This window comes from Collinsella sp. AF18-8LB, from assembly GCF_003459795.1.
Taxonomy (GTDB): Bacteria; Actinomycetota; Coriobacteriia; order Coriobacteriales; family Coriobacteriaceae; genus Collinsella.
In genome coordinates this window covers 98,002-110,368 of record NZ_QRWU01000003.1, presented here as the reverse complement: position 1 = coordinate 110,368, position 12,367 = coordinate 98,002, and the positions used below count along the sequence as shown (strand labels likewise).

Sequence of the window (12,367 nt, the reverse complement as noted above, 5' to 3'; positions counted from 1 at the left end):
TCGAGCGCTTGTGTTGTGCCGCTGCCTATGCTGACGGTGTGCTACACTCTTGCACTGCTGAGTGGGCCAGACGGTCGCGCGATGTGCTGCTTGCAGCACGCGTGAGGAAAGTCCGGGCTCCAGAGGGCGGGATGCCGGCTAACGGCCGGGCGGAGTGATCCGACGGAAAGCGCCGCAGAAAAGAAGACTCCCACCTGCGCCGCAAGGCGTAAAGGGAAAAGCTGAAACGGTGGTGTAAGAGACCACCAGCGTCGTGGCAACACGGCGGCTTGGCAAGCCCCATCCGGAGCAAGCGCGAATAGGAACGCTATGGGCCGGCCCGGTCCGCGTTCGGGTAGCGTGCGTGGAGCTGCACGGTAACGTGCAGGCAAGATAAATGACCGTTCACGACAGAACCCGGCTTATAGGCCCACTTGGCATTTTTGTTACCCTGACAATTGGTTTGGCCTTTGCCGTATTATTGAGGCTGTTTGTTGCTTTGCTTGTTGTTGAGGGGCTTTGTTGGACAGCTATTTTACTCTGCAATCGAATATTGAGGCTTCGGGCGAGTTTGTGGACCGTAAGAGCCGGTTTATTGCCCAGCTGGTCCATATTGAGTCTGAGGATGAGGCGAATACCTTTATCGAGATGGTCCGCAAGCGTCATTACGATGCTCGACACAATGTTCCCGCTTGGATTTTGGTCGATGGACGCGAGCGTCAGAGCGACGACGGTGAACCGAGTCGAACCAGCGGCATGCCGACGCTCGAGGTGCTTCGCGGTGCTGGGCTCAAAAATGTTTGCTGCGTGGTAACGCGCTATTTTGGTGGCACGCTGCTGGGGCCTGGTGGCTTGGTGCGCGCCTATACCGCGGCGACGCAGGCGGCGGTGGCGGCGGCTCAGGAGTCCGGGCAGATCGTCGAGATGACGAGCGTCGTGCCTGTTGACGTGCGTGTGGCCTATCCGCAGTATGAGCAGGTGCTTCGCTTGGCGCAGGATTGTGGTGCCAAGGTTTCGGATACCGATTACGCGGATGCCGTGACGATTCATTTGGTGTTTAAGGCGGGGGAGCAGGAGTCGTTTTGCGCCAAGATGCGCGAGCTTATGGCCGGTCGCGAGGAGATCGAAGTCGGCGCTCCCGAATTTGCTGAGTTCTAACGGCGACGGCCGGCGTGCTTTTGGATGGATCCCAAGCGTGCCGGCCGTCGTTTTCTGTTGCTGCCGTTTACTCGGCGAGCTGCTTTAGCATATCGCAGGCGATCTCGACGGCATCGTCGATGCAGCCGGGGCAGCTGCGGAGCGGACCCTTATCCGATCCGATGCCCTTGAGCGTGCCGCAGACAGTCGTCGTGTTCTTCTCGCCAAAACGCTTGGCGATCTCGCGCGACAGCTTGTAGGTCTTGCCCTTGGTCTTGGGGTTTTCCATGCCGTCGCTCATTACAAAGCCCATGATGGCCACGGCGCCCGAGATGGCGCCGCAGGTTTCGGTCATACCGCCCATGCCGGCGCCAAAGCCCTCGGTGAGGGTAAAGGCGACCTGGGGGTCGAGTCCGACGGCAGGCGCGAGCGTGCAGGCGACGGCCTGTGCGCAGTTAAAACCGCGGGCGTGGTATTCGGCAGCCTGAGCTTGGCAGGCGGCGGCGTCGAGCTGGGCAGTATCGATTTGCTTCATCGTTGTCTCCTTGATCACGGTGTACCCGCCTATGGTACCCTTGCTGGCGCACTCACTCATCGAGACCCCAGCGCATATCTTATTGTTTTTCGCCATCGAACGCTTTCTTAAGATTTGGGACAAATAAACCTGATTAATTTGTCCCATAACCTATCGGCGGGATGGGTTGAGAGGGGTGCGGGGTAGCGGTATCGTGAACCGAATAAAACAAAACCCAAGTAAGGGAGTTGGATATGAGCGAGCAGACCATCGGTACCACGTGTGTTCAGGGCGGTTATCGCCCGGGCGATGCGGAGCCGCGCCAGGTGCCCATCTACCAGTCCACCACGTGGAAGTACGACACGTCCGAGCACATGGGCAAGCTTTTTGACCTGGAGGAATCGGGCTACTTCTACAGCCGTCTGCAGAATCCCACGTGCGATCTGGTTGCCGCCAAGATCTGCGAGATGGAGGGTGGTACCGCTGCGATGCTCACGAGTTCGGGCATGGCTGCGAACTTCCTTGCGATCTTTAACGTGGCCGGCGCCGGCGATCACGTGGTCGCCAGTTCTGCCATCTATGGCGGTACCTACAACCTGCTCGCCCATACCATGGGTCGTATGGGTCTGACTTGCACGTTTGTGGCCCCTGACTGCACCGATGAGGAGCTCGAGGCTGCCTTCCGCCCCAACACCAAGCTCGTCTTTGGCGAGACCATCGCCAACCCCGCCCTTGCCGTGCTCGATATTGAGCGCTTTGCCAAGGCCGCGCATGACCATGGCGTGCCGCTGATGGTCGACAACACCTTCCCGACGCCCGTGATGTGCCGTCCCTTTGAGTGGGGCGCCGACATCGTTACGCACTCTACCACCAAGTACATGGATGGACACGCTGCCTACCTGGGCGGCGTGATCGTCGACCACGGCCAGTTTGACTGGATGGCCCATGCGGATAAGTTCCCGGGTCTCACCACGCCCGATGAGAGTTACCACGGCGTGACGTATGCCGAGAAGTTCGGTCGCGAGGGTGCCTTCATTACCAAGGCAACCGCTCAGCTCATGCGCGACCTTGGCCCCATGCAGAACCCGCAGGCGGCGTTCTTCTTGAACAGCTCGCTCGAGAGCCTGCATGTGCGCATGCCGCGTCATTGCGAGAACGGCCTGGCCGTTGCCAAGTTCCTGCAGAGCCATCCCAAGGTGCGCTTTGTGAGCTATCCGGGTCTGGAGGGCGACAAGTACTATGACCTGGCTCAGAAGTACATGCCCAACGGTACTTGTGGCGTCGTGAGCTTTGGCTTTAACGGTGGTCGTGCGGCGGCCGAGACCTTTATGAAGAGCCTTAAGCTCGCCCAGATCGCTACGCACGTGGCCGATGCGCGCACCTGCTGCTTGCATCCGGCAAACGCCACCCATCGCCAGATGAACGATGAGGAGCTCATCGCCTGTGGCATCTCCGCCGACATGGTGCGTCTGTCGTGCGGCCTCGAGGACACGGCCGATCTGATTGCCGACCTTGAGCAGGCGCTTGAGCAGTGCTAGGCTAGCGTTCGCACAAGGCGCCGATGCTGGCAGAAAGCTTCGGTGACCTTTCGTTCCGATTCCGTAGGCGGGACCCCAATCGCGACTGTTTGCAGACGATTGGGGCCCCGTTTTTGCGTTGGGCCACTCGAAAGGATGGATATGGAGAAAACTGCAGAGCAGCTGCGCCGCGAGCACATTGCCCTAGAAGGCGACACCCATGGCAAGAACAAATGGGCGATTCTGTTTACCGTGCTCATCATGACGTTTATGTCGTGTCTGGATTCGACCGTCGTGACCGTGGCGTTGCCCGTGATGCAAAAGGAGCTGGGCGTGGGCCTCGACCACATCCAGTTGGTGAGCTCGGTGTACCTGCTTGCGACATGCGTGGCTATGCTGCCGTTTGGCCGCTTGGGCGACGTGCGCGGCAAGGTGGGCGTATTCCAGCTGGGTGTAATCGTTTTTACGGCCGGCTCGCTGCTTTGCGGCCTTTCGAGTTCGCTCGAAGTTCTTATTCTGGCACGCATTGTGCAGGGCGTCGGCTGCGCGGCGGCCATGGCCAACAACATGGGTATCATCACCGAGTCGTTTCCGGCGCGCGAGCGCGGCCGCGCCATGGGCATTCTCGCGACCTTCGTGGCCCTCGGCATGATGTGTGGCCCCGTGCTGGGCGGCATGCTGGTGGCAAGCTTTCCCTGGGAGAGTATCTTCCTCATCAACCTGCCCATTGGCGTCATCTCGTTTATCGTGGGGCTTTACACGCTGCCGCATGTTAAGCCGGAGGCCGGCGAGCGTCCCATGTCGCTGGCGGAGGCCGCGCGTCGCTGCTTTGCAAATTCGGCCTTCACCATCAACCTCGCCTGCATGCTCATCGTGTTCGTTGGTATTGGCGCATCAGAGTTTATCCTGCCGTTCTATTTTCAGGACGCCCACGGCTTTGGTTCCGACATTTCCGGATTGCTCTTTTTGGCGCTGCCGATGGTGAATGCCTTTATCGGCCCGCTTTCGGGTACGGTTTCGGACCGTGTTGGCTGCGAGGGTCCCACGGCGGTCGGCCTAGGCGTGTACGTATGCGGTCTTTTTGCGGTAAGCACGCTCGACGAGCACTCTTCCATCCCTGTGATCGTGTGTTGCGTCGCGTTTATGTCGTGCGGTACGTCGATTTTCCAGAGCCCCAATAACTCGCTGTATATGGGCTCGGCTCCGCGCGAAGCGCTCGGCTTTGCGGGCAGCCTGGGTAGCCTGGCGCGCTATGCGGGTATGGCAGTGGGCATTACAGCGGCATCGCATATCCTGTATGGGCAGATGAGCGTGGCGATGGGCGAGGCCGTGACCAGTATTGTTGCAGGTCGTCCGGATGTGTTCCTGTTTGGTTTTCGCTCGGTATTCTACGTGCTCATGGCTGTGGCGGCAGCGGGCTTTGCGCTCGCCATGGTGCGTTTGGTGAGGATGCGCGCCCGCCATTAGCTTGCGAAGGCGGCTATCGGCTCATTGAAAGTAGCTAAAAGAGCCCCGTCCCAAATTAGCTGGTCTTGCGGCTTTATGGTGCGCAGGGGCTTGTGGGGCGGGCGGGGGTCGGTCCGTGGTAGACTACCGAACAACGTTTATTAATCGCGCGGCATCCTTGCTGCGAGAAGGGGTTGCCTCATGCAGGAGCTTGAGGATCGTATTCGCCATGACGGCATCGTAAAGGCCGGTAACGTCCTTAAGGTTGATGCCTTCCTCAACCACCAGTGCGACGTTGAGCTGTTTGACCACATGGGCGCCGAGTGGGCCCGTCTGTTCGAGGGCGTCGAGATCAACAAGATCCTGACGATTGAGACTTCGGGCATTGGCATGGCCTGCATCGCGGCTCAGCATTTTGGCGGTGTGCCGGTGGTCTTTGCCAAGAAGGCGCAGTCCATCAACCTCGACGGCGAGCAGTATGCCACGACCATCTACTCCTTTACCAAGCAAAAGGAGTACCCGGTCATCGTTGGTAAGCGTTTCCTGTCCGAGGGCGACAAGGTCCTGATCATCGACGACTTCTTGGCCAATGGCTGCGCGCTTGAGGGTCTTATCAAGATCTGCGAGGCTGCGGGTGCCGAGGTATCCGGTATTGGCATTGCGGTGGAGAAGGGCTTCCAGGGCGGTGGCGATAAGCTCCGCGAGCGTGGCTTCCGCGTTGAGAGCCTGGCCCGTATCGCCGATATGGACTGCGAGACCGGCGAGATCACCTTCGCCTAAGCGCGCAACACAAGCGATTGGTATGCGATGTGACAAAGGGACTGTCCCTTTGTCACATTTTTTTGTATGAGGGGAGGTGTTGATATGGATGAGAACAAGATGGGATGGCGCGAGTATGCGGGCTATGCCGCGATGTCGGCTGAGGAGTTGGCGCGCGATTGCGAGGTGCAGGTGTTTCGCGCGACAGGTCCGGGCGGTCAGGGCGTGAACACGACGGACTCGGCGGTGCGCATGAAGCATGTGCCCACAGGGATTACCGTGACGGCGCGCGAAAGCCGTAGTCAGTTCCAAAATCGCGCGAGCTGCCTGCGCAAGCTGCGCGCCGAGCTCGAGCGTCGCGGGCGTCCACCGCGCCGACGTGTAAAGACCAAGGTGCCCCAGCGCTCTCGTCAGCGCAGGCTCAACGATAAGCACTTCAATGCCATTAAAAAGGCCAACCGGCGCAAGCCGGGCAGGGACGAGTAGTCGCTTGTTCCACTGGTCTTGCTAGCGGGTAGGGTGCCAAACTTGGAGGGCGCTGCCGAGGACATCGACCTCGATGCGCGAGGCGACAACGGGCTCGCCATCGGCTTGGATGGGGTAATCGGGCTGCTCGAAGGTGAGCTCGGCATGGCGGCAGCGGCGCATACGAACCGGCGGCAACTTGGTGTGGTGGCCGTCCTTGGCCGAAAGGAACATGGGTAGGGCAACCGCGCGGGGGACGGGGCCGCAGGCGTAGCATACGTCGAGTATGCCGTCGCAGGGGTCGGCATCGGGACAGATGCGATAGCCCGAGCCATAGGTGGGGCCCAGCTGAATCGCCATGATAATCGCCCGCACGCGCTCGGCGGGGGCGCCGTCAAAGGTGACCGTCATGGGGTAGTTGCGATAGCGCAGGCCAAACTGTTCAAGCCCTGAGAGAGTGTAGAGCGGAGCACCCGTCAAGCCGGTCTTCTTGCGCAACTCGGTGGTGCCCAGGCCGATGGCGGCATCGATGCCGACCGAGAGCGTCTGGTCGTAGTACTCCACCGAGGCCTCGCCGCTTCCGCTTGCGGGATTCCATGAGCGAATACGCCCGATGTCCTGACGTTGCAGCTCACAGGTGAGCAGCGCGCCAAAATCCTTACCGGAGAAATCGTCGATTCCGAGCGTCTGGGCAAAATCGTTGCCGGAGCCCACGGGCAGGACGGCAAGGGCGGGACGGATGGCCTCTTCCTGCGCCATGAGCCCATTGACAACCTCGTGGATCACGCCGTCGCCGCCGAGTGCGATAACCGTGCGGTAGCCCTGGGCCTGTGCGGCAAGTTCCTTGGCATGCCCCGTGCGCTCGGTCAGCACCAAGTCAAACTGGGACGCGCGCGCCGTCATGTCCAAAAAGCGTTGCAGGCGCTCGGCAACCTCGCGCGCCGCGCCCGACTGGGCAGCGGGGTTGGCGATGATGAGCGTGCGACCAAAATCAGTTGCGTGCATGGGGCGACTCCCAGCGTGTGGCGTGACGGTGCTGCCGCGTTCAGGTCGAATTGCCCGATTGTGGCTGCACGGTGATTACTACGTCTACTCTATCAGGTCGTTGTGGCGCTCGATAGCATCCGCCACCGTGCCGCCCTCGTCCACAATAAGCGAACGGCGTTTGGGTGAGATGATGCGCTGCGCGGCATATACGCCGCGGTGTCCGCCGACGAGATAGCTAATAAACGAGACGATGACAAAGAAGCCTGCGGCCGTTCCATGGAACAGGTCGATAGCCATCATGCAGGTGGTGATGGGCACGTTGAGGCCGGCGCAGAAGACGCCGAGCATGCCGAGGGCCGCCATAAAGCTCGGGTCGAGTCCAGCGAGGCAACCGATCCAGCCACCGAGTGCCGCGCCGATGCCAAACAGGGGCGTGACCTCGCCGCCTTGGAAGCCCGCGCCCAGGGTAAGCGCTGTGACGACCAACTTGATGACTGCGTCCGCCAGGGTGGTGTTGCCTGCAAATCCGGCGCCGGAAAGCCACGTGGAAAGGCCGGCGTAGTCCCAGGCGTCGAGTATCGCGTAGGCCGCGAGCACCACGAGCGCGCCCACGAGTGCGCGAGCAAGGTAGTTGGTGATAAAGCGACCGTACAGGCTTTTGACGGTTCGAACCGACCAGGCAAAGAGACGTGCCGTCAGGCCAAAGATAATGCCTCCGATAACGACGATGGCAACCGTTCTGGGCGTCATGTCGGGAACGCTGGCGATGACGTTGCTCTCGTACTGGGTGCCCATAGCGAGTGACGTAAAGTAGCCGGTAAACGAGGCGACCAGGCAGTAGATGCCCGCGGTGTAGTCGATCTTGCCGATAAAGCACATCTCCATGCCAAAGAAAGCTCCGGCAAGGGGCGAACCGAATACGGCGCCAAAGGCCGACGAGATGCCGGCGAGCATGAGGTCGTGGTGGTCATGCTTTTTGAGGTGGGCGAGGCTCGAGATGTTGCTGGCGATGGTGCCGCCAATCTGCACTGCGGCTCCCTCGCGACCGGCCGATCCGCCCGTTAGGTGCGTGAGCGTGGAGCAGACGAAGGTGAGGACGGCCATGCGCATATGGATGAGGCGTGTGCCCAGAGCGGAGTCGATGACCAGGTTGTTGCCACGCTTGGCGGCGAGACCGTGGTTTTTGTACACCCATGCGGTGGCAAGGCCCACAACGGGAAGCAGCGCGTAAATCCACTCATGGTGCTCGCGATAGTCAGTCGCGATATTCAGCGAGGCTAAAAACGCCCAAGCGGCAACGCCCATGGCGAGCGAGACGATGACGACGAGCACGAGCAACTTGGCGCTCGCGAGCATGTTGCGGGCATTGCGGCGCGTGTCGGCGGCCAAGAGCTGCTCAGAGCGGGTGAGCTGGTTGCGACCGCTGATGATCAAGTCGGCCGGAGAGAAGGTTCTGCCGTCTTTGTCCTGACGGGCGTCATCAGACTGGTCGAGTGTATTTTCACGTTTATCGATAAAAGCCATAACGTCCTCTTTTTTGTTGTGATGCATGCATTATAGGACGGCGCCCTCAGTCTCAAGGCGATTGGCAGGTTTCGGATCTGTTACGAGAGGCGCGTAGCCGACAGGTGTATTTGCCGTTGCGGGCCATGTCTTGAGCGGGCAGCGGGGGATTATACTGAACCAAACATAAAGAATCGGCGCTGCCGTTGCGCGCCGTGGCCTGTAAGATCGCATCTCGATGCGTCCCGGCAAGGCCATCACGTTTGGCCTGCTTGGGGGCAAGCCGTTTTTGGGGCTTTCGGGTAATCCCGCGGCGGCGTATGCGGGCTTTGAGATGCTCGCCCGCCCCGCGATCCGCAAGATGCGCGGCTTTGCCGAGGGTACGCGTCCCGTGCAGCAGGCGATATTGACGCACGGCGTGAAGAAGCGCCAGGACCGACGCTTCTTCGATCGCGCCACGGTTTTGCGCGACCCCGAGACCGATGAGCTGCTGGTGACCGAGGCCAAGACGCAGAATTCGGCGCTACTCGGCACGATGCAGCGGGCCAACTGCCTGCTGCGTATTGACGAAGGGCCGTGTGAGCTCAAGGCGGGAGATGTTGTGGACGTTGTGCGCGTCGACCTGCCCGAGGGAACGGTGCTATAGGAGGAACGCTATGGAGTTGAAGATATCGATCGTGACGTGCTCGGATACGCGCGACCTTGCCCAGGACGAGGCAGGTGCCGCACTCGAGGAGCTTATCGAGGCGCAGGGATGGAGGGTCGCCTCACATGTGGTTGTGCGCGACGACGTCAGCGAAATCGGTGATGCCATTGTGGAAGCCGCCGATGAGTGCCGCGCCAATGTCGTGCTCACCTGCGGCGGAGTAACCTTACGGGCTGCTCCGCCTTTTTATGCAGCGACAGTGCGGGCCGTCTCGTGGTTATTGGTAAAAGAAAATTATCAGGCGAGAGATATTTATCATAAACATTATTCGCGCGAAAGCATAATCTAGTAACGGTGAAGGTTGACGACACCGAGCGCTTCGAGGGAGAGACGAACCCCGCGTTCACCTCGAGCCTTGAGAGGGCGGTCGATACCTCGGGCGTGAAGGTCGAGTACTCCTGCGTCGCCGATGAGAGTTCCCCGGCGGGCGAGTACCAGATCGAGGCGACGGTCACCGACCCGAACTTTGATGTCACGGTTGAGCCCGGTACGCTGACGGTGAAGAAGAAGCAGGAGCCCGGCAACCCGGACCCGGATAAGCCCGGGACGCCCGATTCCGACCGGCCGGATTCTGGGGATCCGGCAAAACCAGGTAGTTCGGATGACTCCGCAGTCGATAAGGCAAAGGCATCGGGCGCGGAAAACCCCGGACAGAAGGCTTCGTCCAAGACGAGCGCTCAGCAGCTCGCCGATACGGGCGATCACGCGCCATTGGCAGTCGCCGTGGCTGCGAGCGCCGTTGCGCTTATCGCAATAGCGCTCGAGCTGCTGCGTCGTCGTCGCTCGGACGCGTAACGGCTCAAAAGGGGTGGCTAGATTGAAGCTTTGCACGATTTAGTCTGCTAAAGCATATATACTTGCGGGACGGGTCTTTTGCCCGTCCCGTTTTTGTCTCGACTCGAAAGGTGGTCCCATGGCCTCATCCGCTCCCCGCGGCCTGCGCTCCGACCATGTCCTCACTGTCGGCATTGCCCTGTTCTCGATGCTCTTTGGCGCCGGCAACCTCATTATTCCGCCGCTGCTGGCACTGCAGGCAGGTTCTGCCACGCCGGTCGCCATGCTCGGCTTTCTCATCGCCGCCATCGGCCTGCCCGTCATGGGCTTTATCGCCGTGGCACTTGCCGGAACGGCGCGCGAGCTTGCCGGCCGCGTGCACCCCAAGTTTGGCGAATTCTTTGTCGCGGCGGTGTATCTGGCCATCGGCCCGTGCTTGGCCATTCCGCGCACGAGCTCAACAGCCTTCGAGATGCTGGTGCCGCTGCTGCCCGAGGGCGTCTCGCTCGCCACGGCTCGCCTGGTGTTCGCTGTCGGATTCTTTATCGTCGCATTTGCGCTCACGCTGCGTCCCGGCGTCATCACGCGCGTGCTCGGCCGTATTACGGGCCCCGCGCTCATCGCCCTTATCGTGTTGGTCGTGGGTGCCGCCGTGGTCTCGCCGCTGGGTCCCGCTGCCGCGCCGCAGGCTCCCTATAATGCCGGCGCTGCCGTGCAGGGCTTTTTGACCGGCTACCAGACCATGGACCTGCTCGCCTCGCTCGCCTTTGGCATCATCATCGCCGAGATTATCCACGAGCTGGGCGTTACCGATGACAAGCGCGTTGCCTTCGAGATTTCGCGCTCCGGCGTGATCGCCGGTGTGCTCATGGCCATCATCTACTGCGGCCTAGCACTTGCCGGCACGCAACTCAGCACCGTGATGCCCGATGCCACCAATGGCGCCGCCATCCTCGCTCGCTCTGCCTCCATGCATTTTGGCCTTGCCGGCACGGTCGTGGTCTTTGCGATCTTCTTCCTCGCTTGCATGAACGTGTGCATCGGGCTCATCAGCTGCTGTTCGCGCTATTTCTGCGAGACGTATGTGGTCAAAGGGGGAGCGGAGGCTTCCGAGGAGGCCATGCGCCGTCCCTTTGCGGTTCTCGCCTTTGTGTTCGCGGCGTTTTCGTGCGTGCTCTCCAACGTGGGTCTCGACGTGATCCTCTTGTTCTCGGTGCCCATGCTCAACGCCCTGTACCCCGTCGCCATCGTGCTGGTGCTTATGGGTCTGGTGCACGGTTTTTGCGATGCGCATCCGCAGGTGTGGGTCTGGGTCGGCGGCGTGGTTGCCGTGCAGAGTGTGATCACCTCGGTCCGCGATGCGTTCTTTGCGGGCGCGTGGCTGCCGTTTGATGTGCTGCCGCTGGCGGATATCGGCGCCGCGTGGGCGCCGGTTGCCGTGGTGGCGTTTGTGATTGGCCTGCTCCACAGCCGGTTTGTCGCACATTCGAGGAGCTAGGGTATCGTCACTTGCACAGGCGGGGAGTCTCCCCTATAATTTCCTTCGCTTTGGGACACGCAAGGTTTAGACCTTAGCTGCTCAACACCTTCGGGACGTGGCGCAGTTTGGTAGCGCGCCTGCTTTGGGAGCAGGATGTCGCAGGTTCAAATCCTGTCGTCCCGACCATATCTTGCGGGCGTAGTTCAATGGTAGAACCCCAGCCTTCCAAGCTGATGACGCGGGTTCGATTCCCGTCGCCCGCTCCAGAAAAACAGCAGGTCAGAGGTATTAAAGCTTCTGACCTGCTTTTTTGTGTAACACTTGGGTGTAACAAACGTGTAACAACTTTACGCAAATGGTCGCTTGGGTTCGCCCGTTCTCCGTCTAGTTTTGCGCCATGAAAAAAGCCGCCCACGGTGATTGTGGACGGCTCTGAGCGCCTTGTTTCGGTCTTGTGCTGTCGTGATTGCTGGTCGGCGCCGTGCGCCGTTTTGGGGCTTCTGGTTGGCTCTGCTAGCGCTCGCGGTTCAGCTTCCGCGCCCGCTCCTTCTCCCTTTGGCACTCCCTCTTCTCTGCCGTGTAGCGCCTGCGGGCTTTCATAAAGTCAACGCGCTCCGTCATAGCGTCAGCCTTGGCGATCTCATAGCACGTTGGGCACAGCCCCATGTTGTACGCGCGTGTGCAGGTTTCCCTTAGCCTGTGCCGCCCACAGTTGGGGCACAGACCGCCCAGCCTTGGGCGCATGGTCATGTGTACACCCATCTCATCTGCTTTCGACCTTATCGCGCCCTCCGTCCTGCCCATAGCCATTGCTAGGAAAACGTACCCGTCTGCGGCGTGGGCTATCAGGTAGCGCTTATCTTCGTCCGTCCACGGCTTGCCGCTCTTCTGCGCGTCCCCGTGCTCGTTTTCCCGTTTCACAGTGTCGTATACGGTCGGGTTGTCTGTGTGCTTCTTCTTGCTTGGGTTCTTCTTGCGCTTCTGCGGGCTTCCAGCGTCCTTTTTGGCGTTTCCTTCCATCCAGCTACCTCCTTGGGCGTTTCATCCGCAGGGCTACAGCCCCGCTAATATGGTCGGGGAGAGAGGAATGGGGCACACGC

Annotated in this window: 12 protein-coding genes, 2 tRNA genes, 1 other RNA gene and 1 pseudogene; 12 read left to right on the top strand and 4 right to left on the bottom strand. The window is 60.6% G+C overall.

The features are described from left to right. The first annotated feature begins 58 nt into the window (after nt 1–58). Both rnpB and DWX25_RS05190 read left to right on the top strand, forming a co-directional pair. An RNA gene (rnpB, locus tag DWX25_RS05195) (RNase P RNA component class A) lies at nt 59–420 on the top strand. A gap of 78 nt (nt 421–498) precedes the next feature. Continuing rightward, the gene (locus DWX25_RS05190) at nt 499–1,137 is read left to right on the top strand and encodes a YigZ family protein (protein ID WP_199412323.1); all 639 of its coding nucleotides are present in this window, start codon (nt 499–501) and stop codon (nt 1,135–1,137) included. A gap of 67 nt (nt 1,138–1,204) precedes the next feature. Here the strand turns inward: DWX25_RS05190 and DWX25_RS05185 are convergent, their stop codons facing one another. Further along, complete coding sequence (locus DWX25_RS05185) at nt 1,205–1,651, bottom strand: C-GCAxxG-C-C family protein (RefSeq protein WP_117799202.1); 447 nt, start codon at nt 1,649–1,651, stop codon at nt 1,205–1,207. 233 nt (nt 1,652–1,884) lie between these two features. Here DWX25_RS05185 and DWX25_RS05180 point away from each other — a divergent pair, with 233 nt between their 5' ends. The 4 genes and pseudogenes from DWX25_RS05180 to DWX25_RS05165 all read left to right on the top strand — a co-directional run. After that, on the top strand, nt 1,885–3,168 hold the full coding sequence (locus DWX25_RS05180) for an O-acetylhomoserine aminocarboxypropyltransferase/cysteine synthase family protein (RefSeq protein ID WP_117799201.1): 1,284 nt from the start codon (nt 1,885–1,887) through the stop codon (nt 3,166–3,168). Nucleotides 3,169–3,309: 141 nt separating this feature from the next. Further along, nucleotides 3,310–4,614, top strand: a complete 1,305-nt coding sequence (locus DWX25_RS05175; RefSeq protein ID WP_117799200.1) for an MFS transporter — start codon at nt 3,310–3,312, stop codon at nt 4,612–4,614. Nucleotides 4,615–4,794: 180 nt separating this feature from the next. Next, on the top strand, nt 4,795–5,373 hold the full coding sequence (locus DWX25_RS05170) for a xanthine phosphoribosyltransferase (RefSeq protein ID WP_117799199.1): 579 nt from the start codon (nt 4,795–4,797) through the stop codon (nt 5,371–5,373). A 156-nt stretch (nt 5,374–5,529) separates the two neighbouring features. Then, nucleotides 5,530–5,838 (top strand): annotated as a pseudogene (locus tag DWX25_RS05165) (peptide chain release factor-like protein); the annotation flags it as partial. 21 nt (nt 5,839–5,859) lie between these two features. Here DWX25_RS05165 and DWX25_RS05160 read toward each other — a convergent pair. Continuing rightward, on the bottom strand, nt 5,860–6,822 hold the full coding sequence (locus DWX25_RS05160) for a diacylglycerol kinase family protein (RefSeq protein WP_117734988.1): 963 nt from the start codon (nt 6,820–6,822) through the stop codon (nt 5,860–5,862). Nucleotides 6,823–6,906: 84 nt separating this feature from the next. Beyond that, complete coding sequence (locus DWX25_RS05155; protein WP_117799198.1) at nt 6,907–8,328, bottom strand: chloride channel protein; 1,422 nt, start codon at nt 8,326–8,328, stop codon at nt 6,907–6,909. Between the two features lie 217 nt (nt 8,329–8,545). Here DWX25_RS05155 and DWX25_RS05150 point away from each other — a divergent pair, with 217 nt between their 5' ends. The 6 genes from DWX25_RS05150 (at nt 8,546) to DWX25_RS05125 (ending at nt 11,533) form a co-directional block, all read left to right on the top strand. Next, entirely contained in the window at nt 8,546–8,953 is a 408-nt protein-coding gene (locus DWX25_RS05150; protein ID WP_233505256.1) for a hypothetical protein, read from the top strand. A 10-nt stretch (nt 8,954–8,963) separates the two neighbouring features. Next, entirely contained in the window at nt 8,964–9,302 is a 339-nt protein-coding gene (locus DWX25_RS09675; RefSeq protein ID WP_233505255.1) for a molybdenum cofactor biosynthesis protein B, read from the top strand. 5 nt (nt 9,303–9,307) lie between these two features. Next, nucleotides 9,308–9,808, top strand: a complete 501-nt coding sequence (locus DWX25_RS05140) for an MBG domain-containing protein (RefSeq protein ID WP_117799197.1) — start codon at nt 9,308–9,310, stop codon at nt 9,806–9,808. 118 nt (nt 9,809–9,926) lie between these two features. Beyond that, nucleotides 9,927–11,285: a branched-chain amino acid transport system II carrier protein gene (gene brnQ, locus DWX25_RS05135; protein WP_117799196.1), complete on the top strand. Its 1,359-nt coding sequence runs from the start codon at nt 9,927–9,929 to the stop codon at nt 11,283–11,285. A gap of 91 nt (nt 11,286–11,376) precedes the next feature. Continuing rightward, nucleotides 11,377–11,453, top strand: a tRNA-Pro gene (locus tag DWX25_RS05130). A gap of 6 nt (nt 11,454–11,459) precedes the next feature. Further along, nucleotides 11,460–11,533 (top strand) — tRNA-Gly (locus DWX25_RS05125). Between the two features lie 247 nt (nt 11,534–11,780). On the opposite strand, the gene DWX25_RS05120 is transcribed toward DWX25_RS05125, so the two are convergent. Continuing rightward, on the bottom strand, nt 11,781–12,287 hold the full coding sequence (locus tag DWX25_RS05120; protein WP_117799195.1) for a hypothetical protein: 507 nt from the start codon (nt 12,285–12,287) through the stop codon (nt 11,781–11,783). Nucleotides 12,288–12,367 lie beyond the last annotated feature (80 nt).